Annotated in this window: 28 protein-coding genes and 1 pseudogene; 15 read left to right on the forward strand and 14 right to left on the reverse strand. The window is 60.7% G+C overall.

The features are described from left to right. Window positions 1-129: GFA family protein (locus tag AC04SI_RS28825; protein ID WP_488475227.1), on the reverse strand; the 129-nt coding region annotated here is incomplete at its 3' end. Window positions 130-595: 466 nt separating this feature from the next. On the opposite strand from AC04SI_RS28825, the gene AC04SI_RS28830 reads away from it, so the two are divergent. The 5 genes from AC04SI_RS28830 to AC04SI_RS28850 all read left to right on the forward strand — a co-directional run bounded on the left by AC04SI_RS28830 (window position 596) and on the right by AC04SI_RS28850 (window position 7,145). Further along, window positions 596-1,255 (forward strand): hypothetical protein, encoded by a 660-nt coding sequence (locus AC04SI_RS28830; protein ID WP_404283247.1) that lies wholly within the window; start codon window positions 596-598, stop codon window positions 1,253-1,255. A 2-nt stretch (window positions 1,256-1,257) separates the two neighbouring features. Continuing rightward, the gene (locus tag AC04SI_RS28835; RefSeq protein WP_404283246.1) at window positions 1,258-1,752 is read left to right on the forward strand and encodes a hypothetical protein; all 495 of its coding nucleotides are present in this window, start codon (window positions 1,258-1,260) and stop codon (window positions 1,750-1,752) included. Further along, window positions 1,752-3,995 (forward strand): hypothetical protein, encoded by a 2,244-nt coding sequence (locus tag AC04SI_RS28840; protein WP_488475354.1) that lies wholly within the window; start codon window positions 1,752-1,754, stop codon window positions 3,993-3,995. Before AC04SI_RS28835 ends, AC04SI_RS28840 begins: the two co-directional genes overlap by 1 nt. Window positions 3,996-4,283: 288 nt before the next feature. Beyond that, window positions 4,284-4,718: a hypothetical protein gene (locus tag AC04SI_RS28845; RefSeq protein WP_404283243.1), complete on the forward strand. Its 435-nt coding sequence runs from the start codon at window positions 4,284-4,286 to the stop codon at window positions 4,716-4,718. 375 nt (window positions 4,719-5,093) lie between these two features. Further along, window positions 5,094-7,145 (forward strand): hypothetical protein, encoded by a 2,052-nt coding sequence (locus AC04SI_RS28850; protein WP_488475355.1) that lies wholly within the window; start codon window positions 5,094-5,096, stop codon window positions 7,143-7,145. A 27-nt stretch (window positions 7,146-7,172) separates the two neighbouring features. Here AC04SI_RS28850 and AC04SI_RS28855 read toward each other — a convergent pair whose 3' ends face one another. The 3 genes from AC04SI_RS28855 to AC04SI_RS28865 all read right to left on the reverse strand — a co-directional run bounded on the left by AC04SI_RS28855 (window position 7,173) and on the right by AC04SI_RS28865 (window position 12,161). Continuing rightward, complete coding sequence (locus AC04SI_RS28855) at window positions 7,173-8,105, reverse strand: hypothetical protein (protein WP_404283240.1); 933 nt, start codon at window positions 8,103-8,105, stop codon at window positions 7,173-7,175. A gap of 156 nt (window positions 8,106-8,261) precedes the next feature. Then, window positions 8,262-10,721 carry a glycosyltransferase gene (locus AC04SI_RS28860; protein ID WP_404283239.1) on the reverse strand — a complete coding sequence of 820 codons (2,460 nt, stop codon included), beginning with the start codon at window positions 10,719-10,721 and terminating at the stop codon, window positions 8,262-8,264. 210 nt (window positions 10,722-10,931) lie between these two features. After that, window positions 10,932-12,161 carry a class I SAM-dependent methyltransferase gene (locus tag AC04SI_RS28865; protein WP_488475356.1) on the reverse strand — a complete coding sequence of 410 codons (1,230 nt, stop codon included), beginning with the start codon at window positions 12,159-12,161 and terminating at the stop codon, window positions 10,932-10,934. 211 nt (window positions 12,162-12,372) lie between these two features. Between AC04SI_RS28865 and AC04SI_RS28870 the strand changes: the two genes are divergently transcribed. From AC04SI_RS28870 to msrA, 7 genes are all read left to right on the forward strand, one after another. Beyond that, on the forward strand, window positions 12,373-13,359 hold the full coding sequence (locus AC04SI_RS28870; RefSeq protein ID WP_488475357.1) for a glycosyltransferase family 10 domain-containing protein: 987 nt from the start codon (window positions 12,373-12,375) through the stop codon (window positions 13,357-13,359). 542 nt (window positions 13,360-13,901) lie between these two features. Then, window positions 13,902-14,588 carry a glycoside hydrolase family 108 protein gene (locus tag AC04SI_RS28875; RefSeq protein ID WP_488475358.1) on the forward strand — a complete coding sequence of 229 codons (687 nt, stop codon included), beginning with the start codon at window positions 13,902-13,904 and terminating at the stop codon, window positions 14,586-14,588. Continuing rightward, a complete protein-coding gene (locus tag AC04SI_RS28880; protein WP_192180072.1) occupies window positions 14,585-14,788 on the forward strand; it encodes a Pam3-gp28 family putative phage holin in 204 nt (67 codons plus the stop codon). Before AC04SI_RS28875 ends, AC04SI_RS28880 begins: the two co-directional genes overlap by 4 nt. 107 nt (window positions 14,789-14,895) lie before the next feature. Further along, a complete protein-coding gene (locus tag AC04SI_RS28885; protein WP_404283232.1) occupies window positions 14,896-15,135 on the forward strand; it encodes an ABC transporter permease in 240 nt (79 codons plus the stop codon). After that, the gene (locus AC04SI_RS28890) at window positions 15,120-15,323 is read left to right on the forward strand and encodes a hypothetical protein (RefSeq protein WP_404283230.1); all 204 of its coding nucleotides are present in this window, start codon (window positions 15,120-15,122) and stop codon (window positions 15,321-15,323) included. The genes AC04SI_RS28885 and AC04SI_RS28890 overlap by 16 nt, the downstream gene beginning before the upstream one ends. Beyond that, window positions 15,323-15,649 carry a hypothetical protein gene (locus tag AC04SI_RS28895; protein ID WP_192180075.1) on the forward strand — a complete coding sequence of 109 codons (327 nt, stop codon included), beginning with the start codon at window positions 15,323-15,325 and terminating at the stop codon, window positions 15,647-15,649. The genes AC04SI_RS28890 and AC04SI_RS28895 overlap by 1 nt, the downstream gene beginning before the upstream one ends. Window positions 15,650-15,736: 87 nt before the next feature. Further along, a complete protein-coding gene (msrA, locus tag AC04SI_RS28900; RefSeq protein WP_404283228.1) occupies window positions 15,737-16,255 on the forward strand; it encodes a peptide-methionine (S)-S-oxide reductase MsrA in 519 nt (172 codons plus the stop codon). A 294-nt stretch (window positions 16,256-16,549) separates the two neighbouring features. Here the strand turns inward: msrA and AC04SI_RS28905 are convergent, their stop codons facing one another. Then, window positions 16,550-16,744, reverse strand: coding sequence for a hypothetical protein (locus tag AC04SI_RS28905; protein ID WP_100084745.1), 195 nt, complete (start codon window positions 16,742-16,744; stop codon window positions 16,550-16,552). 46 nt (window positions 16,745-16,790) lie between these two features. Between AC04SI_RS28905 and AC04SI_RS28910 the strand changes: the two genes are divergently transcribed. Further along, window positions 16,791-17,180 (forward strand): hypothetical protein, encoded by a 390-nt coding sequence (locus AC04SI_RS28910; protein ID WP_488475359.1) that lies wholly within the window; start codon window positions 16,791-16,793, stop codon window positions 17,178-17,180. Between the two features lie 11 nt (window positions 17,181-17,191). On the opposite strand, the gene AC04SI_RS28915 is transcribed toward AC04SI_RS28910, so the two are convergent. The 5 genes from AC04SI_RS28915 to AC04SI_RS28935 form a co-directional block, all read right to left on the reverse strand. After that, entirely contained in the window at window positions 17,192-17,728 is a 537-nt protein-coding gene (locus tag AC04SI_RS28915) for a PAS domain-containing protein (RefSeq protein ID WP_488475360.1), read from the reverse strand. 484 nt (window positions 17,729-18,212) lie between these two features. Next, on the reverse strand, window positions 18,213-18,686 hold the full coding sequence (locus AC04SI_RS28920; RefSeq protein ID WP_404283224.1) for a GFA family protein: 474 nt from the start codon (window positions 18,684-18,686) through the stop codon (window positions 18,213-18,215). 125 nt (window positions 18,687-18,811) lie between these two features. Then, a complete protein-coding gene (locus AC04SI_RS28925; protein ID WP_404283222.1) occupies window positions 18,812-19,066 on the reverse strand; it encodes a hypothetical protein in 255 nt (84 codons plus the stop codon). Between the two features lie 64 nt (window positions 19,067-19,130). Then, complete coding sequence (locus AC04SI_RS28930; RefSeq protein WP_023694668.1) at window positions 19,131-19,298, reverse strand: Thivi_2564 family membrane protein; 168 nt, start codon at window positions 19,296-19,298, stop codon at window positions 19,131-19,133. A 206-nt stretch (window positions 19,299-19,504) separates the two neighbouring features. Next, window positions 19,505-19,768: a hypothetical protein gene (locus AC04SI_RS28935; protein WP_404283220.1), complete on the reverse strand. Its 264-nt coding sequence runs from the start codon at window positions 19,766-19,768 to the stop codon at window positions 19,505-19,507. A 152-nt stretch (window positions 19,769-19,920) separates the two neighbouring features. On the opposite strand from AC04SI_RS28935, the gene AC04SI_RS28940 reads away from it, so the two are divergent. After that, window positions 19,921-21,141 (forward strand): anion transporter, encoded by a 1,221-nt coding sequence (locus tag AC04SI_RS28940; protein WP_404283218.1) that lies wholly within the window; start codon window positions 19,921-19,923, stop codon window positions 21,139-21,141. 29 nt (window positions 21,142-21,170) lie between these two features. Here the strand turns inward: AC04SI_RS28940 and AC04SI_RS28945 are convergent, their stop codons facing one another. After that, the gene (locus tag AC04SI_RS28945) at window positions 21,171-21,755 is read right to left on the reverse strand and encodes a TetR/AcrR family transcriptional regulator (RefSeq protein WP_404283216.1); all 585 of its coding nucleotides are present in this window, start codon (window positions 21,753-21,755) and stop codon (window positions 21,171-21,173) included. An 81-nt stretch (window positions 21,756-21,836) separates the two neighbouring features. Between AC04SI_RS28945 and AC04SI_RS28950 the strand changes: the two are divergent. Continuing rightward, window positions 21,837-22,744: pseudogene (locus AC04SI_RS28950) on the forward strand (crotonase/enoyl-CoA hydratase family protein). Here AC04SI_RS28950 and AC04SI_RS28955 read toward each other — a convergent pair. From AC04SI_RS28955 to AC04SI_RS28965, 3 genes are all read right to left on the reverse strand, one after another. Continuing rightward, window positions 22,690-23,010 carry a cupredoxin domain-containing protein gene (locus tag AC04SI_RS28955; RefSeq protein WP_404283215.1) on the reverse strand — a complete coding sequence of 107 codons (321 nt, stop codon included), beginning with the start codon at window positions 23,008-23,010 and terminating at the stop codon, window positions 22,690-22,692. The pseudogene AC04SI_RS28950 and the gene AC04SI_RS28955 overlap by 55 nt on opposite strands. Beyond that, window positions 23,007-23,531 (reverse strand): DUF4142 domain-containing protein, encoded by a 525-nt coding sequence (locus AC04SI_RS28960; RefSeq protein WP_404283213.1) that lies wholly within the window; start codon window positions 23,529-23,531, stop codon window positions 23,007-23,009. The genes AC04SI_RS28955 and AC04SI_RS28960 overlap by 4 nt, the downstream gene beginning before the upstream one ends. Before the next feature lie 100 nt (window positions 23,532-23,631). Beyond that, window positions 23,632-24,321, reverse strand: a complete 690-nt coding sequence (locus AC04SI_RS28965) for an RNA polymerase sigma factor (protein ID WP_404283212.1) — start codon at window positions 24,319-24,321, stop codon at window positions 23,632-23,634. Window positions 24,322-24,340: the final 19 nt, after the last annotated feature.

The raw sequence follows: 24,340 nt of genomic DNA on the forward strand, positions 1-24,340 counted from the left end.
GACCCACGTGCCGATCGGCGATCCGGTATGTTTGCGACACCTATTGCAGTGGCAATGACAGAGCCACAAAGGCTCGGCATTGGTTTTGTAGCGCACGTTGCCACACAAACAGCCTCCAGTGAGCGACATCCCGGTTCCTCCAACCAAGTTCCTGCACGCATGCGCCAGACTCGCACGAGCACTCCCAAAGCGGAATCCCAAATCGGACTCTTATGTTAGGCGGTATCCACTAGGGCGCCATCGTCGACGCTGCCAATCTCCCCCCTCGTGGGGGAGATGGCCGTCAGGCCAGAGGGGGGCGCTGTCCCGCCAGCCTCTCCAAGGTTCTGCACCGCCGCGACGCTTGAAGGACGGCATAGGTCGGCCAGGTCATGACAGCGGTCGAACTTCACAGCCGCGCGGACTGAAAATCGTTTTGTAGCGTTCCTTCGCGCCCCCCTCTGCCCTGCCGGGCGTTCGTCATTCGGAGAGCCAATTGGCTCTCCGTCCGCTTCGCGGACCACTCCTCAACCCCCACGAGGGGGGAGATTGGCAGCTTCGGCGCCGAGCTCCTCTGCGCAAATCATTCTCGTTCTCCGAAAGAAGGACACTCCCCATGACATCCCCCCATGCCGATGCCCTCGGCAAGGCGCGGACGGCTGCCGATTTTGCTTCCGTCATCGCCTTGCTCGACACCGACCTCAACGACGCGCTCGCCCGCAGGCGCGACCTGCAGCAGGCCGAGGACCGCGCCATCTTCGGCGATGGCGTCCTCGGCGAGGCACGCGCCGCGCTCGACGCCTGCAACGCGACAATCGCGCTCATCGAAAAGACCATCGAGGCGGCCGCCAAGCGCCGCGCCGCCGCCGCCGAAAGCGAGGCCCGCGCCGACATCGCGGCGCTCGGCGAGGAGATCGGCGCCAAGGCCGAAGCGCTCGCCGCGCGCTGGCGCAATGTTGCCCGCCTGGTCGAACTGCTGCGCCAGGAACTGTTCGAGGCCGATGCACTCGCCCGCGCCATTGCCACCGCCAACGGCCTGTTCGACGCCGCCGGCGTGCCCGACCTGAAGGTCAACCTGACGACAACCCGCCGCGCCGCCATGGCCGGCGCGCGGGCTGCCGCACCCGCCCGCCTCAGCCGCCCGGCGATCCAGGCCGACAGGATGCTTTTGTCCTTCCTCAGCCCCGGCGGCGCGCTCGACCCGCGCCCGGCGCTTCGCGCGCCCGTCGACGGCGTCAGAAGCAAGTTCATCCCCATTGCCGGCGCGCGAGGCTGACCATGTGCACACTTGCTCTTCTCGGCACCGTTCTTTCCGTCGGCGGCGCATTGGCCGAGGGCCAGCAGCAGAAGCAGATGGCCGACTATCAGGCCAGGGCCTATGCGCAGCAGGCGCAGGCCGACGCGCAAAGTGCTGCCTTCGAGCAAAGCCAGGAACGCCACAGGCAGGACCTGCTGCAGGCGCAGGCGCGCGCCCAGGCCGGCGCCTCCGGCGTTGGCATATCAGGCTCGCCGACCGAGGTGCTGGCCGCCAATGCCAGGCAGGGCCAGCTCGACCTCAAGGCGCTCCAGTACGGCTCGCAGCTGCGCCAGAACAATCTCACCACGCAGGCCGCCATCTCACGCTTTTCCGGCAAGCAGGCGGCGACCGCGAGCATCTTCAAGGTCGGCGGCAATCTCGTGTCGGCTCTCTACGACCCGGCCAAGGCCGTGACCTTCGGCAAAGGCGCCTTCCCGCCGGCACCGGGCGGCTTTTCCACCGGAGGCCTCTACTGATGGCGACCATTCCTCTCCATGTGGCCCAGCGCCGGCTCGATACCGGCAATGTCGTCTCCTATCCCGAGGGGTCGCCGATCGGCAGGGCGATGCAGGGCTTTGGCGACGAGCTTTCCGCTGTCGCCGAGCACTACCGGCAGATGAAAGAGCGGCAGGAGGCGTTCGACGCCGACCTCGCACGCCGCCGGTTCAGTGGCCAGATTGCGCAGGCGGAAGACGAGGTGGTGGCGAACGCGCCGGCCGACGGCGCCGGCCTGCACGACACCATGTACGGCCAGGTCGATCCGCGCACCGGCCGGGTGGTCAAGCCCGGCCTGTTCGACACGCTGTTCGACGATGCCTTGCCGAACATGCCCGAGAGTCAGCGTGCCGGTTTCGCCGGGCAGAAGGAAGCGATGCGGGCGGTCGGCTCGGCCCGTATGGCCGTCAGGCAGCAGGCGCGCCGCGATGACTATGAGCATGCCGAATGGACCAAGATCGATAATATATCGACGAGCGCCATCGCAAAAAGCGACCCCAACAATACCGCAAACTTCGAGGCGATCCGGCAGAGCGGCTTCGACCTGATCGCCAAGATCGGCAATCCGCTCGCCCGGCAGGCGGCGGAAGTGGCCTGGCGCAGCAACACGGCCAAGGCGCTGGTCCAGGCGATGATCGCCCAGGACCCCAAGCGTGCCGCCGAGATGCTTGGTGGTGCGCCCGCTGTTGCCGACGGCATGGGCGAAACCATCCGTGTGGCAATGGGCGTCGCTTCGTCGGCGAAGGAGAGCGGAACGGCCGCGAAGGGCGATCGCGTTGGCAAACTTACGCCGGATGAAAGAGTCGCGCAGGCCTTTCGAGACGACATTCCGTCCGAAGACCGGACGGCCCTGATCCAGCAGGCCCGTGCCGCCGACGCGACTCGGCAAGTCGAAACACGGGCCAGCATCAGCTTGGCCGAGCAGAATGCGCCGGCCGCTATCAGGGATACAGGAACCTATTCCGGCTCGATGCCGACTCCGGAGCAGTTCGTCTCTCTCTACGGCGCTACCGAAGGCGTCAGGCGCTTCCAGGACTTCAATCGAGCGATCGACGTCAGTCGGCAATTCTACTGCATGCGCGGCATGTCGAACGAGGCCGTGCGGGCCAAGATCAGGGATGCTGCCCCCAAGGAGGACAGCGCCAATCTGGAGGCAGACAAAGCACATCATGACGCCATCGCCACCGCCGCGGATCTGACGTTCAGAGCCAGGCAGGGTGATCCCGGCGGCTACGTTCGGAAGACGTTCGCCAATCTTGATTCTGCCTGGAACAATCTGTCGAAGCCAGAGGACTATCAGGCGGCGATCATCGGCTCGATCGCCGCCCAGCAGCAGTTGGGCTTTGAGACCATCCAGCCGCTTCCCAACGCCGTCGCCGAGCAAGTTGTGGGAAAACAAAAAGACGAAACCCAACCACAGCAAGACCAGGACGCAGAGTTGCGCAACCTGTTTGCGGCGCTTCCAAACCAAGCCGCGCGCGAAGCGATCCTTGGCCACCTGATTCAGACCGGTGCGGCTCAGGCGGAGAGAAGCATAAATGACCGATCGCGTCGGGAGGCGATAGCCGACCCAATGATGCTGCTCGACCTAGCCAACACACTCGAGCCAGGCCGATCGGGAGCGAATGCGGAACTCACCAACTACATCCCGACGAATCAGGAGCGGCTCGGGAAATGGATAGCTGGCGACAGTGAACGGGGGAGCTTGTGGCGTCTTCTTCCACAAAAGCTCGTGGGATCCGATGGGCTTGGCGAGGACGGCTTTTCGGTAGCCGATATCACGCCGCTGGGGGCGTCGTTTGCACTTGAAAAGGCTGGCAATGCCGCGCTGGACGGCAATTACGGCGAAGCATTGCTCAACGTCGCAGGACCAATTCCCGCCGAAAGGTTGGCCGGAAAAACCTTGGAACAAGCCGGAAAGATTGCCAAACCCTGGCTCGAGAGCCTTTCCGTATTTTCGAAGCCGTCGGCTGAACTAGTCGAAGGCGGCGCTGCGCTCATCCGTGGCGTCGATGCACAAACCTTTCGGGATCAGCAACTCATTGCTCGTTCTGTTTCGCCGCCTTTTCCGAGGCGAAAGACACCGCAAGGTGAAATATCCGATAGTGCTTTTGATACCGCGTTAAAGGTCTCATTGCTTGCTAGAGACCCCTCTACGATCAAATATGCCGGCGCAAAAGTTGGATTGGACAAAATCAAAGAACTATCGAAAGACTTTTTTTGACGCGAATCCCACGCTCAATATGAGTGATTATGTAGTCCACCATAACGTAGAGCAAGACGTTATTAAGAGATACCCGGGGTTTTTTACCCAGGAAGAGATACATTCATCCGAGAATCTTCGCGGAATCCGAAAAGAATTCGATATAAATCTGCACAAAAAAGTCATTCGATCTGAATGGGACCAATTCTATAAAACGCATACGACCGCCACTCGGCAGCAAGTGCTTGACTTCGCAACTGAACTGAACAAGAAGTATGGGCATCTGTTTGACCCGCCGATAGGTGACCGATGAGATATTTTGAAATTAAGCCCGATGTCGCTGGCGGTCTTGGCGAAGATACGGTCATGGATACTAGCGTCCATCCGCCGGTTGTGAGCAAGCTTGTTTATCGGGTAGAGGGATGGTTTGGTGACGTACTTGTGACCACCTTCCCCTGTTTCCTCGTCACCGAAGAGGCCAGGCGCGGGTTGCTCGCTATCGGCATCTCTGGCGCCACATTCGCCGAGGCGGAAATAACCACATCCGAGGATTTTCAAGAGTTGCAGCCCGATGTCGAACTTCCCGTATTCGTTTGGCTCAAGGTAGATGGCAGGGCAGGTCGCGACGACTTCGGTATCAACCAGAATTTGAACCTCGTCGTATCGGAGCGCGCCTTCGATGTGCTTGATGAACTGGGCCTGCCTTCCGCATCCATCAAACCGTTCGACGGCGACAACAAGTAGTGCTGAGGTCGGAGGCAGCGTGGAGGTTTGTGAATGCGTCTGGTTCTACCGCCTGCCTTTGCGTCTTAGACGCACCTATTCCCAGCCGGTTTGAAAGGGGTCGTCCTCGTGCGCCTGGCCCTATCCGGTTACCTTTCCCTCAGCCTTGTTTATGCCGCGCAGGTCGAGACGGCTTAGCGCCCTCCGCCACCCGTCAGATCGTTTGACGGCCAACGGGAGCGGGCTGGATCAAGAGTGCCCCGACGGACCGCGACAAGTAGAACCACGCCGAGCGCAACGACTGCGCCGATCCAAGTGAAATAGCCGCAACAGCGGCCCAATTCCTCGAATGTCCAAGCCTCGCTTTCGCGGGGCTTTTTTCATGGAGCAAGCCTTATGGCCCGACCTGCAACTGCCGCCGTCCGTCTTCTCACGGGCGAACGCGAACCTGTACGCCTCGCCACCACGGGGAATATCGATGTCGATACCGGCGGCCTGCTGACGATCGACGGCGTCGTGACGGAAGTCGGCGACCGTGTGCTGGTCAAGGACCAGACCGACGGTTCGGAAAATGGCATTCGCACGGCCTCGGCGGGCCGCTGGTATCGCGCCGCCGACGCGCGCACCGCGCGCACTGTGCAAAAGGGCACGACCGTTCGCGTTCAGGAGGGCGCGACGTGGGCAGACCGCGTCTTCGTTTTCGAGACTCTTGATCCGGTAATAGGCGATGATGCGTTGGTCATCGCTGCGGATCCTATTCCCCTCACGACCGCGGACATCCTCGACGAAGATGACATGGCATCAAACAGCGCGACGAAGGTGCCTTCGCAACAGAGCGTCAAGGCCTATGTCGATACCGCGACCATAGTGACTCAAGTGCTCACAGGTGCCGTTGCTCGCCCGGCCATCGCAAAGCTCAAGGATGGTCCTGTAAGCCTCGAAGATTTTGGTTTCGTCTCTGGCAACGCATTGGCCGCGTTTAACCTAGCACTATCTAGCGGCGCGCCGATCAAGCTGCGCAAGGGCAAATATCAGATCGATGGTTTGCTGAATACCGTCACCAACACGCCGGTTTCGCTTGAGGGTCATGGACCCGGTATGTCCATTCTTGAGTTTATTGGCGCGACGTCCGGCATCACGATCAGCCAGAACGACTACACCAACCCGACGTTCATCCGAAACCTTCTGCTCCAGACAACACAGCAGGAGGCCGGGGACGCGCTCACCGTGACGTATAGCAAGACAGATAGCATCACGAACCGCGCCGTTGAGCGTTGCGTGATTGAAGACGTATGGTGCTGGGGTGGTAACGTGCTGGCCTCAGGCTGGCGGAAGGGTATCAAGTGCCAGGACATTTTTGCATTGTCCATCGTGCGCCCTGTCGTCGTCGGCCGCAAGAACAATGCGCTTTCCGGCGTGGCGGTCTTCAAGAACATGACGGCTGGTATCGAGATCATCGGTTCCGACACGCCCACGTTATCGGCGGTTCCCGGCAACATCAACGTCGACAATCCGCATGTGTCGCATAGCAACGTCGGTTTTAAATCGAGCGGCGAAGTCGAGGGTTTGTTTATCACGAAGCCGGTTTTCGTTGCGGTAGATATCGGGATCGACATCAACTACACGACCAAGCGCCCTCTGGTTGACATTCGGGGCGGACATGCCGACGTATTTACCAAAGGGATCGGTATGGTGAACGCTCCGCAGTCGTTCATCACTGGTCTGTGCATCTATAAGAGCCCGCTCACCCACACCGATACCTATGCCATTCACCTGACCGGATGTGATGATACCTCCGTAAATGATATCTCGGCGATCAACCAAAGCCAGGCGAACGACGCTGCGGTGGATGGTGAATTCATCGGCGTCGTCTTCAACAGTTGCGATCGCTTCACTTGCGGCAACATTCGGCACCAGCGCCCGTCCAAGACGGTCATCGTTGGCGGCACGACAACGGGCGGCAAGACGAGCGGCCTTCAGCCTTCCGGGACCTATCCTAACGCCACGGTGGCCACTTATGACGACGTGTCCAGCGGCACGAATGAGTACTCCGGAGACAACAAGCCAGTGTCGGCGATGCAGAACGCAGGCACGGTAGCAGTCGTAGGCACCCTTACCGCCGTCACGTCGATGTCATCGCGTGCGGCCTACAAGGGCGAGCGATACCTAGTGCAGGGGATGATACAGGCAACCAAAGGAGGGACCGCCGGAGAGCTGATCACGCAGCTCACCAAAAGCGGAACCTGTACAGGTGTGTTTGGTGCCGGTCGAGCCTCACTTCTCTGCCGCGGAGCCCAGGCGATTTCAGCCAATGTCGCCCACAGTGTCTCCGGTATATTCACGGTCACCGTCTCCGGAACGCTGGCCTTTTCCCTCAGCGCCACATCGACCGGCTCTGATAGCAATGTCGTAGCTGGGGACGGACAGTTGAGCGTGACACTGCTGTAGCGGCGGAGCCGCTTTTCGTAACTTCGCCTATGCACCCAGGCGTCGCTTGGTCCGAAGCGCCATGTCGCGAGCGCGCTCTTTCCACGGGCGCGAGATCCGCTGCGGCAAGATCTGCGTCTCGGTCGGGTTGCACAGATTGCCGGATCGGACGAACTCAAACAGTTGTTCATCGAGGGCATTGTGTCGGCGAAGGAAGGACTCCATTTCCGGCTCACGAAACAGCTGCGGGTCAAAATGCTTGGAGCTTTTGTTTTCCCGCCTCGTCAAGGATACTTTCTTGCCGGTCATTGTGTATAGGAGTTCCGTGAGCCGGTCAGGCGTGGCAACAAATTTGAACGAGCCGAACGCGCCCGCTACGGGCTCCCTGTCCTTAGCTAGGTAAATAGCTTGAATGTCGAGGAAATGCCATCTGTATTCGAGCAAATTGGCCTGAATAGCTGGTATGCTGTAGCCGGAATTCCGGATTTGCTCCGACATACCTTTCACCACTTCGAGGTTGCTGTCGTAGCCGCTGCGATGGAATATCTCTATTACCCAGTTATAATGCGACCGCACCCGATCGGTAGGATCTCGAACACAGGCAAAATACTCAACACGGCGGTTGGTGAACTGTGGGATGCGAGTGCTGGCCGCAGAGTAGGGAATGTGACCTGAGACCCACGACAAAGCGTCCAGCCGATGCATATTGGCATCATCGTAGAACCACCCTTCAGAATGGATTGATCCGCCTGGAAGCAGTTCGATCAGATGCGAGTTGACCGTCGATCCGGCGGTCTTTGGAACATGCACGAAAAAGATGAGTGGCGCGCGCTGATGCCGCTTCTCTCGATAGCCATGCTGCTGGAAATGTTGGCGGCCGCTAGCGAAAACACCCTTTTCCATTGCCGCTCTGACATCCGGATTGGCGATCAGATAGTCGTCTTCGCAAAAATTCTGATCTGTAACGGCTTCCAGTCTCATAGTCCTCCGCTCAATGCTCGAGAACAGAGCGCTGCTCCTTCGAAAAAAAGTACTGATCGTCATAACCTCAACAGATTCTCACGCGCTTGCGCATGAGGGCCGCCCCAGCAATCATCCTCCCAATCCCCGGGGAGATCCATTCGCCCTCGGCAATCATCATAACTGACGAGGGCGCTCCGCGCTCCCGTTCGTTTGCTCGTGCAAACGATGTTGGTCACCAACTGGCGGGAAGTCAGTCGATGCTGTCTTGGATTTTCTTCCGGAAAGCTTCGCAGTTTTGCGCCGGGGATTTTTGGTCTCGACCGTCGCTGAGAACGGTCCGCTTTCCAATTCCTTATAGACATCGAAAAGGGTGACGTGTTCGCCGAGGCGGTAGATAATTTGCTTGGGCTCGAAGAGATATGCGCTCGACTCCTGATCGAGGCGTTGTGCCGCTGGTCCCCAGAATCGCGGGAACCGAATGGACATGTTCCGGATCAGGTTGGCCTTCAACATCCAGAGCTTTTCTTTAGGGGCAAGCATACTCCACATCTCGCGGCCCTTCTCGGTCCGGAGCCATCGGAAAGCGGATGTGTGGGACTTTAGGTACTGCCATATCTGTACACGGCGAAAATGTTTGAAGTCCGGCTGGCGTGCATCGTCACCGATGACACGAGCAAGATAAGCCATCGTCACGATATATTCTGAATGATAGCGTGAACCTGGCAGAAGATGCTTATTTACCTCGCGATAGATGTCGTCATTCGCAACATCATGGTTGAGCACCTTGAAGCCGTCATCGATCTTGGCGTTTATTAGGGTAAAGCCAAAAGACACCTTGGATACGCCCTGAAAAGCGAGCGGCCTCGGTTCGCCGACCACTTTGTTAGCCAGATGCAGGGCCAAATTAGCGAAATAGTAATCGGGGAATGGAGAGAGCATCACTCGACCATCAATCCGCATTCGTTCCAGCAAGTCGCGGCTGCAACAGAAGGCGGGCATGTTGAACATGAACGATCGCCGCATCCGAAGCGAGTTGTCGATGGAGCGTCGAACCTCCTTAGAGTCAAGAACAAAGGGGTAGTCGCGATCCTCAAAGAAGTCGGCCATTTGCAAGCCGGCGACATAGCCTTGTCGCCTGCCAGGAACGACACCCGGATGCATGAACTGGTAGAGATTTGAGAAGATCACATCGGGGTTGTCGAAGCGGTCGGCCAGAAAGTTGATCCGCTGAAAGAAGCCGGGCGCGATACCGTCGTCATCGCCGATCATGGTGACGAACTCACCCTTCGTCATATCGATCGCGCCGTTCCAGCTTTCTGTTACGGGAAGGAATTTTTCAGACCGCTTGACCTGAATGCGTGGATCGCCAAGTGCGGCGATTGCGGGGGAAATGGGATTCTTCGAGGCGTTGTCGAAGACGCAGATTTCCCAATTGTCATATTTCTGATTCGTGACGGTCTTGATTGCGTCAAGGACGAGATCAAGACGATTGTGCGTAGGAATTGCTATCGAGATGAGGCGTTCTCGGCTCGATTTCTTGGCCACCATGAAGTGTTTGACCCTCTCTGAAAGAGGGGCTTTCTGCTCGAAGGAAACACCGAGCAATTTGGTATCAAGCCGAGGGTCGCGACTATAGCCGCCCCATGTCATGGTCTGATGGGTGCGCTTATCCCGATCGATCAGCGATTCGTACGCGCGGGTCTGATTGTCAGACGCCAACAGATTTGACTGGTCACCTGAACGGAACCCCCCGCAAGTTGGCCATTGATCCATGCGGTAGCCGATGCCATCTGCGCCGACCACCAACAGGTCGAGGCCCTTGCTGAGCATCGAGATTGAAAGGCTGTCAGGTCCACTTTCGAAACGGCAGCAAGCGTGTTTGCTGGTACCCTCCATGGGTACGGAAAGCATATCGAGCCGCCGTACCATGAAGACGTTGCTGCGGATGTGGGGATTCGGAAATTGCGGGACATCCCGAAATTCACGTAGACCACCGTTGTACCCGAGCACACCGGCCCAAGTCTCCGGCATTTGTCTTTGCAGGCGGTCCAGGCTGGAACGATTGCGCAGGATGTCGCCCAATAATCGGCGGACACGGAAGCGCTTCGATTTTGCCGCTCGCATGGTGTGTGGTGCAATGTGGTTCAGCAGCCATGCAAACTGTTGGGTTGATGCCCGGTCGAATCTGGTCGTCGGCTGAGACGCCGCCCATGCGAGAAAATTGATTACCTTGTAGCTGGTGAAGAGGCTTTCAAACGAACCTGTTGCGCCGACCATGCCGATGCCTGGCTTCGATAGGTTCGTCCAAAGCTTGGCAAGCCAATTGTCCGTGCGAAGAAGGGTGAACGTGTTGAGGCAGCAAACATACTCGTTGCCTATCCGCTGCGCGGCTTCTCGATAGGCATTGATATCAAGCCCGATGTCGTCCGGCATGGATATGATCTTGTGGCGGATACCGGTGAAAATTGCGCCGATGGCGGCAAACTCGCCCGGCTTCTCAAACCCCTTGCAGATGATAAAGAGGTCATGCTCCTGGCCGGCGGCATGCTTACGGTACGTCTCGGCAAAAGCTTCGAAGGACTGAAATCCCTCGTGAAGTCTGGCCAGATAAATGACTGCAATTTTCGCCGGCACGGCGGACCTCCGAGTTCGATTTGCAGGAGCCTTTATCACTACAGGCCTTCGTGCGGCAAATTGATTGTGGTGCAGTTGCCACAACGTTTGGACTTATTATCGTCCGCTTAAGTTGCCCCTCCGAATACTATCCTCACGCAACGGCAATCCACCGCGGCTGATCTGAGGAAGACGCGTCCAACTTGCCAAACCCCCCACAATCGTAACGGGTTACATAGACAGCCGACGGATTGCCGTCAGCGCCCGTCGGATTGGCGCGGTTACCTTCCAGGAGGTACTGTTTCTTAACGCGGCGATCTCGCCCTGTGCTTTCTGCAGCGCCTCGCTGGCAGATTTCAGCTCGGCATTGGATGACTTCAATGCCTCACTGGCGGATTTTAGCTCGGCTTCGGATGACTTCAGTGATGCATGAAGCTTTTCTGTCTCCAGCTGGCCATCAGAAACCTCGGATCGCAACCGCTCGATCTCGCGGACGTTATCCAGCGCCGAGGCTGTGACGTTCACGAATTGCTCCTGTTTTTCCGTTGCGGCTTTCAACCTGTCACCGATACGCATGGACGCAACCAATTCAGGGCTTCCTGAGGGCAATTCGGCAGCGCCGTCGTTCACTTTGAAGATATGGCCTGCGATGTGGCGTCTGTTCTCTTCACGCCCGACGCCCTTGCGGATAATGCATATCGAATTGGCGAAGGCGACCTCATCGATGTCAAGGTCGATATCGCTCAAGGCCACATTGTAGCGCTCGGCATAGTTCTTCAGCAGGTTGAAATCGGTGCGACCGTTTCGCCAAAACTCCTTGTTCACCACATCGGCAAGCAGCTTGAAGAACCCCATGGAACTGAGTTCGAGATCAGATCTGCCGCCAAAGCCTTCCCAATAAGAAGTATGAAGGTCTTCCACCACATAAGCGCCGCCGGGCTTGATGCTGGGAAAATACAACGCGAATGATTCGATGACATCGCTCACGATATGCGAGCCATCGTCCACTATGATATCGAAGGTCGCCGTATCGGCAAGGATCGCCTTCCTAGTCTCGGCAGAGTTCGCGTCCCCGATAAAGACAGCTATCCGGTTATCCTGAAATGCGAGTTCGCGGCATTTCTCGGCAATATCACAGCCTAGAATACGCGTGGCGCTCCTAAAATACTTTCCCCAGATTTCCAGGGAGCCGCCGTTCTGTACGCCTATCTCCAACAGGGTGATCGGCTGCTGCCGATAGCGAGCAAAATGACTGTCGTAGGCGGCAAAATATGTGGTCCACTTGTCGGAGCCCAGGCCATCATGAGCGTCGAAAATTTCCCGAAGCGTCGGCAGCTCCATATTCTCTTCCGTCTGAGTAAGGGCGACGCTGGGGCGCAAGCCGTGGTCCCCGCTTACAACCAAAAACCAGGCGCTAAAGCAACCCCCGATCAACTGGACCAAAGCAAGTTGGCCGCCCAAGGAGCCGAACTCTCCTCGCTGAAATGTGCTTGATGCCGGAAAGATGAACGGGTAACTCCGACGGCCATGGAGCCCCGGCAGACATTCCCGATGATAGACATGCCGCGAGGCTTCGCCGCGGTCTGTAGTGCCATCGCGCAGCGTGTGGACTTGCCGACCGCTGGACAGCTGTCTGGCGTCCGGCGTGGCGATTTCGGCCGCGGAATCTGAGATGCCTGCCGACGCCACAGAGCCGCTGATCCTTTTCTACACGACGCTTTTCGGCAAGCCCGTCGACATCGCCTCCATACAATGCGACCTTCCCGGGCGCTGGACATTGGACAAGCGTCGCATTGCCGAGGCGGCGGCGGTCGTTTTCCACATTCCGGACTATCGCGAGATCGGCGATGCCTGGAAATATCCCGGCCAGTACTGGATCGGCTGGACGATGGAGAGCCGGCAGAACTACAAGCGCTTCGCCGATCCGAACTACATGCGCCATTTCGACTTCACCATGACGCATGAGCGCCGATCGGATGTCTGGACGCCCTATCTTCCTCGCGCGTGCTGGTGGGAGGAGGTTCGGGCAAGGCCGGTCGCGGCCAAGACCGAAGCGGCTCCGCTCGTGCTCTTCCAATCGGCGCCGCTGAACCATAGCGGCCGCGTCGACCTGGTGAGCGAGCTTTCCCGCCACATCGGCGTCGATTCCTACGGACGGCATTTCCGCAACCGGACGATCGAAGGCCCCGATCTCGGCCCGGCGACGAAGATCGAGACCGTTTCCCGCTACAGGTTCTGCCTGGCGCTGGAGAACTCGAGCGAGGCGGATTACGTCACCGAAAAGATTTTCGATGCCTTCAACGCCGGCACTGTGCCGGTCTATCTGGGTGCGCCGAATGTCGACGAATACGTGCCGCCGAATTCCTACATCAACGCGGCTGATTTCAGCGATGCGGCCGATCTGGCGGCATATCTGCGCCATCTGGTCCAAACGCCTGACGCCTACGAGGCCTACTTCGCCTGGCGCTCGAAGCCGCTGCCCGAGCGCCTTGTCGCGCGCCTGGAAGAGGTGGAAGCATCCGGGTTCTGCCGGCTGATGAAGCTTGTGCATCGACAGATGCAGCGCCGTCCCGCCCCACAAGCGGGGCGGCCCCGGCTTCCCTTCGGCTTGCGGTCCTATGTCAGGACGCGGCTGCGCAAATGGAAGAAGAAGGTTTAAGCCTGAAGGCGGCGAAAGTATCGGCGCAAGGGTTCCGCTTTGCCGGCGACTTGTCCGCTAGCGCGCGTCGCGGCTGAAGCGATTGAGGCGACGCGCTTCAAGCGGCTGCCTGCGGGCCGTCCCACCGGTGCCCGTGCATTCCGAGCAGTGGACAGTCGTACCAGGGCATATGTGGCGATGCGTTCCTGCGGGACAGCAATGGCCGTTCGAGGCGCGCCATCGCGGACACTCGAAAATCCTGCCGGTGCCGCCGCAGCCCTGGCACTCGCCCGCTTCGGAAGATAACAAACTCATTTCGCCCAAACCCGGCGCTGTCTCCCAAGCGCCAATCCCCAAGCCGATAGTGCGACGAGCCCCACTCGCCGTTCGTCAAGCTTAGGGAAGGGTAATTAAGGTTTCTCTAAAACACCAATTCTTTTCCGAGGCCCCGGCCGGAAATCCACCGCTTGGCGTGGCGCGGCCTATCGAACAGCGCGTTTGCCGACAATTTTCGGCCACCACTGCGCGACCATTTCTTCCCCCACAACCTCAAGAGGTTTTCCATGGATCGCAACTTTGCGCGGGCGCTTGCGCTCGTCTTCAAATCCGAAGGCGGCTGGTCGGACAATCCGGCCGATCCGGGTGGTGCCACCATGAAGGGCGTCACGCTTGCCAATTTCCGCCGCTATGTGAAAGCGGATGCCACCAAGGCCGACCTCAGGAAGATCAGCGACGAACAGGTCGGCACCGTCTATCGGCGTTTCTACTGGGATGCCGTTGCCGGTGCCGAGCTTCCGGGTGGCGTCGACTACGCGGTGTTCGATTTTGCCGTGAACAGCGGGCCGGGCAGGGCGGCGAAATACCTCCAGGCGATCGTCGGTGCCAACCAGGACGGCAGGATCGGTCCGGCGACGCTGAGCGCCGTGCAGGCGAGACCCGCCGGCGCTGTCATCGACGCGCTCTGCGATGCCCGGCTGGCCTTCCTGATGCGGCTGCCAACCTGGCCGACCTTCGGCAGGGGCTGGAGCGAGCGGGTCGGCTCGGTTCGCGCGCAGGCGCTGTTGCTTTCGGCGTCGCCTGCGGCGCCCACCCCAGACCCTTCCTTGGCGCCGCCGCGGGCAGGGCCATCCGCCGCGTTGCCAGCACCCACCGGTGCTCCGGCCGTCCCGGACGCCCCTGGCGGGCGCAATGCGTTCTGGCGCCTGGTTTCGGCGATTTTCAAAATCATCCTTGGAGGCAAGCCAGCATGATTGCCGTCATCATCCGCATTGCGCTGCGCTACGGCGCCGGCGTCCTCGTTGCACGCGGCCTGCTTGGCGCCGGCGATGCCGCCGCCCTGTCCGGTGATCCCGACATCCAGATGGCGCTCGAGACCGGCGTCGGCCTGGCGCTCAGCGCCGCGACCGAAGCCTGGTACGTGCTGGCGCGAAAATTCCACTGGTCGAAGTGAGGAGACGCGAAAATGGTCGAGATCTTTACCGAGCTCATCCGCCAGGCGCTGCCCTGGGCTATCGGCGTGCTGCTCGTCGCCGGCGCGATCGTCGTGTGGTGGCTGTCATGACGGCATTGCTCTCCTTCTTCCTCGGCAACCCGACGATATCTGCTCTGCTGGCGTCGGTGGTTGCCGCACTTGGCTGGGGTTTCCACCAGCGGCTGGCCGGCGCCAGTGCCGAGCGCGCCCGGCAGGCGGTCAAGGAGGCTGCGGCGCGCGACATCGCCGACCAGGTCGACAACGATATCGGCGCGCTAAGCGCCGACACAGTCCGAAAGGAGCTGAAATCATGGGCAAGAGACTGATCCTCGCACTGCCGGTGCTAGTCGCGTTTGTCGTCGCCGGCTGCACGACCGCCTCGGGCGGCTTCTGCGCAGTCTCCTCGCCGCTGCGCCTGTCGGCCAAGGCCGTCGACGCGCTGTCGGACGAAGAGGCGAGGGCGCTGCTTTCGCACAATCGCAAGGGCCAAAAGCTCTGCGGCTGGAGGCCGTGATGCACGAACTGTTCGATCTCCTCGGCATCAAGGGACCGGTGGTGGCCGCCGGCCTTGCCGGCGGCGTGCTCAGGGCGCTGTCGCGCCATCGCTACAAGCTGCGCGAGATGGTCGCCTCGCCGATCTGTGGCGCGCTGGCGGCAGCCTATCTCACGCTGCCGGTCGTATCGTATTTCAAGGCAACCGGCCTGCCGATCCCCGATCCGGCCGACGACACCACCACGCTCGCCGCCGCCTTCCTCATCGGCGTCTCGGCGATGTGGATCTCCGACATCCTCTTCGAGGTCATCGTGCGAAGGTTCAAGGCGGCGGCCAGGGAGGAGTGACACGCGCGGCGATGACACCCGGACATTCCCGACTGGACGAAAGCCGCGACAATGCCCACCTTAGGGGAAATCCTAAGGAGACATGCTATGGCGACTTCCACCGAACGCGCAATCCTTGCCGGCGGCTGCTTCTGGGGCATGCAGGACCTGATACGGCGCTATCCCGGCGTTATCTCGACCCGCGTCGGCTACAGCGGCGGCGACGTGCCCAACGCCACCTACCGCAACCACGGCACCCATGCCGAGGCGATCGAGATCATTTTCGATCCCGCCCGGATCGACTTCCGGACCCTGCTCGAATTCTTCTTCCAGATCCATGATCCGACAACCAGGAACCGCCAAGGCAATGATGTTGGCATGAGCTACCGTTCGGCGATCTTCTACACCAGTGACGAACAGCGGCGCATTGCCGAAGACACCATCGCCGACGTCGATGCCTCGGGGCTGTGGCCGGGCAAGGTCGCCACCGAAGTCGCACCTGTGGGTGCCTTCTGGGAGGCCGAGCCAGAGCATCAGGACTATCTGGAGAAATATCCCAACGGCTATACCTGCCATTTCGTCAGACCGGGGTGGAAGCTTCCGGTTCGCGAAAAGGCCGCTTCATAGACCCGATCGGCGCACGGCGATTTTCCCCGCCAGCGCCGGAACATTAGGCAGTGCTAAGAGTTCTTTTTCCGGCAGCGCGCAACGGTATGCTGCCTCATCGGGACCGGCATCCCGGTCGGCCCGCGTCTTCTGCGAGAGGCGCGGGCTTGCTTGTGTCGACGATCAGATTCCGACCACCGATACCACCAGGATCCCGCCCGTCGTGCTGAGAGGCACGGCGGGCTTTTTTGCGTTTCAGGGTTCGGCAACGCTCCGCGTCCGCACCGGACTGCTCGCCCGGATACGCCGTCGGCCTCAGCCTTTGGCTCGGCGGCTTTCGGTCTCGTGGCTGCCGATCCAGTGCGCGCGGATGCGGTCGCTGGTTTCAAGGTAAGCCATGTCGATCAGATAGGTCAGCAGCTTCTCGCCATCGGCCTCGGCCTTCTGGCGCAATTCCCGCAATATTCCCTGCGCGAACTGCAGGTTTTCCATTTTGCTAGGCTGGTCCATCGGTGCCCCCAAAGTCTGCAAATGAATTCTGGCTGACTGTGCTTGCATGAAGATTGTAGTGGAACTCACGGCGAAGCTGTACTCGGTTGCAACAGCGGCTGATCAGCGAAGCTGTTGGACATTTTCGGAAATGTCGATATTTTGCGCGACCAATCGGACCGCGACCATGCACGAAGACGAGGGCAGCACTCCCGACAAGTTGCAGGCCATGCTGGATGTGATCGCCAGAAGCGGTAACTCGACTCAGAGTGCGCAGGCCGATGTCGGCAAGCTGAAGGCGGATGCCGCTGCGGCAGCCACGGTGTTGGTCGAATTTTACGGCGACACGGCCCTGGAACGTGCCAGGCTGCTGGAGAGCCGCTCGCCCCAGTCCCATTTCGCTCGCATGGTGACCGCCGAAGTCAGCAGGCACGGCAAGGTCCCGCCCAGAAGCTAGCAAGGTTTGCGCTAGGACGATTTGCGCCTCCTTGATCCGCCGCCGCCAAGGCGTTGCTGCACTTCGTCCTGGGCATTGTCCAGAAGATAGCCGAGCAGATCCTGCCCGATCGATTGCGAAATGTCCTTGGCCTGCTCGATAAGGCTGTGGATCTCGCGCAGCGAGGCCTCCTCGCTATCGGCTTCCCGCGTGAGGTCGACGAACCAGCCGGGATAGAGAGCCGCTTCCCCGAGATTGTCGACATAGGACAGGATCTTGCGAAGCCCCATCTTTTCCGAGCGCACCATGTAGACCTCGCGGAAGCTCGATCTCCGCTTCACCGCCCTGCGGATCGCCGTATGGACCCTCAGGCGATCCTCGGCCTCGATGCTTTGCATGCATCTTTCGAGCGATGCGCCATGGGAAAATTCTTCAAGCGTCAGCCCGAAATAGTCGGAAAGATTGGTATCACCGTAGACCCGGTCACGCTTGATGTCCCAGGTCCAGAACCCGTCGATCGGTGGATATCGCCGATGAACTCCGCGACCACGTTCAGGTGCCGACTCCATGAAAACCGCCCCGTTCGGTTTCAAGATTCGCAACACTATGTAGCAAAAGCCGAAAGAAACAAAGGTGGCCTTTTGTACAAGCCCAGCAAGACTCTCCACGCCAACTCGACCACGTACTTGAGTAGGATAGTTGACATATCCAGAGATATGAACTCGGGAGAATTTTCTTTCACTAAAAGAATATATGATCTGGTAGCGCAACCACAACTTGGTACTTCACAAGATAACCAAAACGCTTGAGTGGCAAAATAATACTAAAAGTTGTATGAATCGCCGGTCAAGAATAGGTTCAGGCATTTTTAGGTTTGCGAGGCCGACGCGGCAATGCTGGAAGTGTTGCCTGAGCCGCGCCGGCCAAAGCGGGTTCCAAAGGTCCACCGCAAGATGATTCTTAGCTGACCATCGCCACCTCGGCAAAGCGACCGCCGGTTGCAAAATGCGGCATCGGCCTGCCGTGCTCGGTTAGAGGGGCCGCTGCTGCACGCTAGGCCGACTTGAGCAACTGGCGGATGCCGCCTGACAGCGGCTCGCCGGCGTCCGGTCTGCCCGTCGCGCCGTCAACGCCGCTCTCGTCGTCGAAGCGGTCATGCTCGAACTGCGGGGCGTCGGGCAGGGGCTGCAACCAGTGCTCGCGCCGGCTGATCCAGAGTTCGTAGTCCGGCTGCAGTTCGGTCGGCGCCACGTCGAGGCTGCCGATCATCACTTCGGCCTCGTCCTCGCCGACCGAGGTGACGCGCCCGCCGCAAGTCGGACAAAAGCTCCTGCCGCCGTAGGTGCTGACGATCCCGGCCGTCTCGAACGCTTCGAGCGGCCACACTGCGAAAGCCGAATAGGCCGATCCGCTGGTCTTGCGGCAATCCTTGCAATGGCAAAGCCCGACCCGAAGCGGTTCGCCGATCACCGAGAACTGGACACCGCCGCACAGGCAGCTGCCGCTTCGCCTGATATCGCTGGACATGGCTGTTCCTCCTGCCGGCGCCCTCCTCAAGCCTGCTGCGACATCGCGCCGGAATGTCTGCCCGAATCAATTCGCACGAGGCGTAACGGTTCCACGCCTACATGCGGGGAGGGCGCGAGCTCGCATCAATTCGGGAAATCGAAAACCGGCTCCTGGCAGCGATAGAGGCGGCACTGGCCGTCGCGTGTCGGCACGGCGGCCGCGGTCGGCACCTCCGGCCAGTCGCATTCGTTGCCTAACTGGCGCACATACCGGTCATAAGTGTTCTGCCCGGTGGTCAGCACTGCCGAGCGATGACTTTTGACAAAGGCTTGCGTCTGTCCGCAGGTCATCGTGCGGGTATCCGGCCGCGAATGCGCCGGTGTCGCGGCAACGATCATCGCACCGGCAATGCATGCGATCCCGTGAGCTCTCATCTTGGGATCCCTCGGCGAGTAAAAGTGTCTAAAAAACCGCAAGATACTTCAGCAGCGAGATGATGCCGATGATGATGACGACGATCTGCGCGATCTGCCGGGTGCGGCCATCGAGAGGCAGCCGCTGGACGAGATAAAGCACCAGGATGATCACCAGGAAGGTGATCAGAATGCCGATAAGGACTGATGACGCCACGTCTTCTCTCCCAAGTCTCTAAAGTAAGTCAAAATCAAATACGTGGTGGAAAACGCCGCGGCTGCCCGGTTGGTTCCTCTCGGACAATTCCGCTCGAGCCTGCGATGTGGTCATCAGGAGCCGTGCAGTCGCTGGAAATGGGAGCTGGTCTTGAACGGCGGAGGCCGCGAAGCGATGCTTTGCGGCCTCTGATCAGCCAGGGCCGGTCACTTGCCGCAGTGGTTGTCGTTCACCGTTGGCGAGCTGGTCCCCGGCGACTTTCCACTGGCGTCCGGTTGTGCGCCTTGCGGGCTCGCCGAGCAGTTCTGATCGGGGGTAGAACTCGTCCCGTACGGATTGGACATGCCATCTATGCTGTAGGTGGCATTCGGGTCGACGGCATTGGGGTCGTTGGGGTCGACGACGACCGACTTGCCGCTGCCGTCGTTTACGCCTGATCCAGCCATGCCGTCGCCAGCATTCTGGGCCATCGCCGTCCGGCACCGGCGCGTGAAAGTTTCAAGGGCGCAAAGCGCGTCCGGCGCTTTCGCTTTGCCGGATGCTTGCTAAAGGTGGAGCGAAAAGTCTGCCGGGCCGAGTCTGTCGGAGCAGGGACTGACGAGATTTGGACGAGGCTTCTGCAATGACATTGACGGGCGCGGCGGCACTTTTGATCCTGGTCCTGACCTATGCCGGCGTCGCCGTCGGCCGCATCCCCGGACTGCGCCTCGACCGAGCAGGCATCGCGCTGCTTGGCGGCGCAGCGATGATCGCCGTCGGCGCACTCAGCATGGAGGACGCCTATCGCGCCATCAACTTCGACACCATCACGCTGCTGCTCGGCATGATGATCGTGGTGGCGCATCTGAAGGTCTCGGGTGCCTTTCGCGCTCTCGGCGGCTTCGCCATCGAGCACGCGCACGCGCCGTTCATGCTCCTGGTGATTTTGACGCTTCTGACCGGTGTGCTCTCGGCGTTCCTGGTCAATGACGCGATCTGCCTGGTGATGGCGCCGATCGTCGTCCACGTCACCCGCGTCATCAACCGCAATCCGATCCCTTATTTGATCGCCACCGCCACTGCCTCCAACTGCGGCAGCGTCGCCACCATCACCGGCAATCCGCAGAACATGGTCATTGGTGCGCTGTCGGGCATTTCCTACCCGGCCTTTTCGGCCGCACTGGCGCCGGTTGCGCTGTTCGGCCTTGTCGTCGTCATCGTCATCGTGCGCATGATCTACCGGGCCGAATTCGCGCGCACGGCCGAGCTAACACCCGAAGTCTATCGTGGCCGCATGCTGCCGGGGCAGGTGCTGAAGGCGGTGGTCGTCTGCATCGCCCTGGCGATCGCCTTCTTCTCCGGCGTGCCCGTAGCCAAAGCGGCGCTGATCGGCGGCGCCATCCTGTTGCTCACCCGTGCCATCAAGCCTGCCCGCATCTACCGCGAGATCGACGGGCCGCTGCTGTTCATGTTCGCCGGCCTGTTCATCGTCGTTGCCGGTGCCGAAAAGACGCTGCTGACATCAGACATGATCGCCTCGGCAAAGGACCTCGGCCTGGACGACGTCTGGCGGCTCTCCGGTTTCACTGCGGTGCTGTCCAACATCATGAGCAATGTGCCGGCCGTGCTGGCGCTGCGGCCGTTCATCCCAGGCCTGGAAAATCCGGAGCGCGCCTGGCTGGTCGTGGCCATGAGCTCGACGCTGGCCGGCAATTTCACGCTGCTTGGCTCGGTCGCCAATCTGATCGTCGCAGAGCAGGGGCGGCGCGCCGGTACGCCTCTGTCCTTCGGGGCGTTCTTCAAGGTCGGCCTGCCGCTGACGTTGATCACCCTAGTTGCCGGCACCGCCTGGCTGGCGCTTTAGGCAAGGGGCGTCAAGCCCCGAGCCTGCGATCAGTCCTTGTGCCGGGATCGTGCCCGGACGAGCGTCGCTGCGGCATGTCCGGCTGCCTCGACATAGTCGGGGTTGCGGTGGATCAGCATGATCGAGAAGGCGCCGTCCATGAGCAGGACGATTTCTCGCGCCAGCACTTGCGGCTCGCCGACGCCATGGCTCGAGAGTTCGCCGGCCAGCCAGGTTTCGAAATTCTTCTTGTGCCGCGATCCAGTCTTGACTGCCGGATGCCCGGGCATCGCGGCCAGTTCCGCCGCCGTTCGCAGGAAACCGCAGCCTTTCCATTTCGGGTGCCGGGCCACGCGCGCCAGATTGGTGAAGATCGCTTCGACCTTGCGCTCAATGCTACCTTCCGCCGCCTCGAACCAGCCGGCCATCTGCTTGATGTTCGGCTGGTCGCGGCCATCGAGATAGGCGGCGATCAGATCGTCCTTGCTCTTGAAGTGATAGTAGAGCGTGCGTTTGGTTAGGCCCGCTTTTTCAGCCACGGCGTCGACGCTGACGCGGCCGATTCCTTCGGCATAGAAGAGCTTCGTCGCAGCATCGACGATGCGTTTGCGGGTAGGGCTGGCGAGGTCGATCATGCGCTATGTATACCGACTAGTGAATATACAGGCAATCCGAAAGCTGATCCCCTGCGCCCTTCCATGCAGGAGGTGAAAGACATGACCAGGCTAGTGCTTTGCGAGATCCGCGACCGCGTCGCGGTGCTGACCCTCAATCGTCCCGAAAAACTCAACGCCTTGAACTACGCCCTGATCGACCGCCTGCTGGCGGTGCTCGATGCGGTCGAGACCGACGATGCCATCGGCGCCGTCATTCTCACAGGAGCAGGAGAGCGCGCCTTCTCCGCCGGCGGGACATCCACGAATTCTCGGCCAGCGTGGCGCTTGGCGCCGATGTCGCCTTGCGCGATTTCGTCATGCGTGGGCAGCGGCTGACGGCGCGGCTGGAGGCCTTCCGCAAGCCCATCATCGCCGCCGTCAACGGCCTCGCCTTCGGTGGTGGCTGCGAAATCACCGAAGCCGTGCCACTTGCCATTGCCAGCGAGCGAGCCCTGTTCGCCAAACCCGAGATCAGGCTTGCCATGCCACCGACCTTCGGCGGCACGCAGCGCCTGCCGAGGCTCGCCGGTCGCAAGCGAGCACTCGAACTGCTGTTGACCGGCGAGACGTTTTCGCCGCAGCGCGCGCTCGAACTCGGCCTCGTCAACCAGGTGGTGCCGCACGCGGAACTGATGTCGGCCGCACTTGATCTTGCCCATCGCATTGTCAGGCACTCGCCGGCGGCGGTGGCGAGCATACTCACCGCGGTGGCTCGCGGCCTCAACCAGAGCATTGCCGAAGGACTGCTGGTCGAGGCCGAGCAGTTCGCCCGCATGGCCCCGACTGCCGACCTGCGCCAAGGGCTGGATGCCTGGATCGGGCGGCGCAAGCCGGGCTTTGGCGGCTCGTGGACGCACATCACGCGGCCGGACGAGGCGAGGCGAGCCTCATTGCAAATGGATCAGGCCGAGGATCACGGCGCCACGTCGACACGACCCTTCATGTTGGGGTGGAAGCGGCAGAAATAGTCGACCGCTCCCGCCTTCTCGAGCGTCATCCGCCCTTTCGACTTAGGCGGGATCATCACCTCCCAGCCGCCTTTCACCGTGGCCGTGTGGGCAAACGCATCCTTGTTCACCCATTCGATCGTGTCGCCGACCTTCGCCTCAATGCTTGCCGGCGTGAAGACGAGCTTGTCGATCGTCACCTCGATCGTGGCGGACAGCGCCGGGCTGGCGACGAGCGCCAGCGCCAGAGCGCCCGCGAGCGATCGTATCGGCATGCCGGCTTTCATTTCAGCATGCCGGCGACATGCTCGGCATGCTGCTGATGACCCTGGAAAATCTTCAGGCCGGTCTCCAGCAGGCTCCTGAGTTCGGCATTCTCCGCCGAGGGGATCAGCAGCGTTTCGAGCGCGCCGTTGACCTGCTTGTGATAGGCAACTTCGTTGGCGACATAGGCCTTGTCGAAGGCCGCTCCCTCGAGCTTGGCGAGCTTGGCACGTTCCTCTTCCGCTGCCTTGCTCAGCGCCTGGCTGGTGGCGTTGTCTTCGGGCGTGACCTTCAGCTTCTTGACCAGGTCGAGCGCCTGCACGTTCACCGCTTCATGGTCGCGCACCATGTCGTTGGCGAAATCGACGACCTCCTTGGTCTTCGATTTCTCGATTGCCAGCTTGGCCGCCTCGACGTCGATCACCCCTGCCGTGTAGGCGATGTGGGCGATCTGCGGGTCGGTCGGCTTGTCGGCGGCCTGTGCGAACGGGGCGGCGCCAATGAGGAGCAGGGCGGCGAGGGTGGCGGTAAGGCGGGCAAACATGGCATCTCCTTTGCCCAACCGCGAAGGCAGTGGGCTTCATCTGGGTTGACGGCCATTGGATGCGGATAGGGGAGAAACGTTCCCGAGAAAACGGCGAAGCTCAGCCTTCCAGGCCGAGCCTTCTCATCACCGCCTCGGTCAGCCGCTCGCAGCGTCGGCCGGCGAAGGGGAAGGCGTCTAGCAGCACCGGGCCGATCTCGTCGTCCAGCGCCTTGCGCACCAAAGCACGCGCCCGGTGCAGCCTAGTCTTGACGGTCTCGGGCCGCACGCCGAGTAGGTCGGCGGTCTCCTCGATGCTCAGTCCCTCGATGACGCGGCCGACGAACACGGTGCGATAGACATCGGGCAGGCTGTCGGTCGCCCGTTCGACCAGACCGAGGATCTGCCGCTGCGCCATCGTCCGCTCCGGATCGTCGCTTGGGTTGAGGGGAAACCGGATGATCTGCGCTTCCGGGTTTTCAGGCATCGCCACGGTACGCCGCCGTTTGCGCAGGCGCCCAAGCGCCTCGTTGATGACGATGCGCGACAGCCAGGTGGCCAAGGAGGATTCGCCGCGAAACGCACCAAGATTGGCGAAGGCGCTGACATAGGCCTCCTGGACAATGTCCTCCGCCTCGGAATCGTTGCGCACCACGCCGCGTGCGATGCGGTAGAGCTTCTGGTTATGCGTCTTGATGATGGCGCGGAACGCATCCGGTTCTCGGGCCAGCGCGCGGAGCACCAGCTGCATGTCGCTGCATAGGACGTCAGGTGCGGAAGCTGCGACCGCTGGCACTGCAAGTTTCCTCATCTCGCCCCAATCTCCAATG

This window comes from Mesorhizobium sp. CNPSo 4689 (assembly GCF_057784325.1).

Excerpts from the sequence above, each read along its gene's own strand:
- msrA (WP_404283228.1), top strand. The coding sequence starts at position 15,737 with ATGGCGACTTCCACCGAACGCGCAATCCTTGCCGGCGGCTGCTTCTGG.
- AC04SI_RS28880 (WP_192180072.1), top strand. The coding sequence starts at position 14,585 with ATGATTGCCGTCATCATCCGCATTGCGCTGCGCTACGGCGCCGGCGTC.
- AC04SI_RS28925 (WP_404283222.1), bottom strand. The coding sequence starts at position 19,066 with ATGATCGTTGCCGCGACACCGGCGCATTCGCGGCCGGATACCCGCACG.
- AC04SI_RS28895 (WP_192180075.1), top strand. The coding sequence starts at position 15,323 with ATGCACGAACTGTTCGATCTCCTCGGCATCAAGGGACCGGTGGTGGCC.
- AC04SI_RS28870 (WP_488475357.1), top strand. The coding sequence starts at position 12,373 with ATGCCTGCCGACGCCACAGAGCCGCTGATCCTTTTCTACACGACGCTT.
- AC04SI_RS28955 (WP_404283215.1), bottom strand. The coding sequence starts at position 23,010 with ATGAAAGCCGGCATGCCGATACGATCGCTCGCGGGCGCTCTGGCGCTG.
- AC04SI_RS28845 (WP_404283243.1), top strand. The coding sequence starts at position 4,284 with ATGAGATATTTTGAAATTAAGCCCGATGTCGCTGGCGGTCTTGGCGAA.
- AC04SI_RS28905 (WP_100084745.1), bottom strand. The coding sequence starts at position 16,744 with ATGGACCAGCCTAGCAAAATGGAAAACCTGCAGTTCGCGCAGGGAATA.
- AC04SI_RS28910 (WP_488475359.1), top strand. The coding sequence starts at position 16,791 with ATGAAGATTGTAGTGGAACTCACGGCGAAGCTGTACTCGGTTGCAACA.
- AC04SI_RS28875 (WP_488475358.1), top strand. The coding sequence starts at position 13,902 with ATGGATCGCAACTTTGCGCGGGCGCTTGCGCTCGTCTTCAAATCCGAA.
- AC04SI_RS28945 (WP_404283216.1), bottom strand. The coding sequence starts at position 21,755 with ATGATCGACCTCGCCAGCCCTACCCGCAAACGCATCGTCGATGCTGCG.
- AC04SI_RS28915 (WP_488475360.1), bottom strand. The coding sequence starts at position 17,728 with ATGGAGTCGGCACCTGAACGTGGTCGCGGAGTTCATCGGCGATATCCA.
- AC04SI_RS28830 (WP_404283247.1), top strand. The coding sequence starts at position 596 with ATGACATCCCCCCATGCCGATGCCCTCGGCAAGGCGCGGACGGCTGCC.
- AC04SI_RS28890 (WP_404283230.1), top strand. The coding sequence starts at position 15,120 with ATGGGCAAGAGACTGATCCTCGCACTGCCGGTGCTAGTCGCGTTTGTC.
- AC04SI_RS28840 (WP_488475354.1), top strand. The coding sequence starts at position 1,752 with ATGGCGACCATTCCTCTCCATGTGGCCCAGCGCCGGCTCGATACCGGC.
- AC04SI_RS28965 (WP_404283212.1), bottom strand. The coding sequence starts at position 24,321 with ATGAGGAAACTTGCAGTGCCAGCGGTCGCAGCTTCCGCACCTGACGTC.
- AC04SI_RS28935 (WP_404283220.1), bottom strand. The coding sequence starts at position 19,768 with ATGGCCCAGAATGCTGGCGACGGCATGGCTGGATCAGGCGTAAACGAC.
- AC04SI_RS28835 (WP_404283246.1), top strand. The coding sequence starts at position 1,258 with ATGTGCACACTTGCTCTTCTCGGCACCGTTCTTTCCGTCGGCGGCGCA.
- AC04SI_RS28960 (WP_404283213.1), bottom strand. The coding sequence starts at position 23,531 with ATGTTTGCCCGCCTTACCGCCACCCTCGCCGCCCTGCTCCTCATTGGC.
- AC04SI_RS28885 (WP_404283232.1), top strand. The coding sequence starts at position 14,896 with ATGACGGCATTGCTCTCCTTCTTCCTCGGCAACCCGACGATATCTGCT.
- AC04SI_RS28920 (WP_404283224.1), bottom strand. The coding sequence starts at position 18,686 with ATGTCCAGCGATATCAGGCGAAGCGGCAGCTGCCTGTGCGGCGGTGTC.
- AC04SI_RS28940 (WP_404283218.1), top strand. The coding sequence starts at position 19,921 with ATGACATTGACGGGCGCGGCGGCACTTTTGATCCTGGTCCTGACCTAT.
- AC04SI_RS28850 (WP_488475355.1), top strand. The coding sequence starts at position 5,094 with ATGGCCCGACCTGCAACTGCCGCCGTCCGTCTTCTCACGGGCGAACGC.
- AC04SI_RS28855 (WP_404283240.1), bottom strand. The coding sequence starts at position 8,105 with ATGAGACTGGAAGCCGTTACAGATCAGAATTTTTGCGAAGACGACTAT.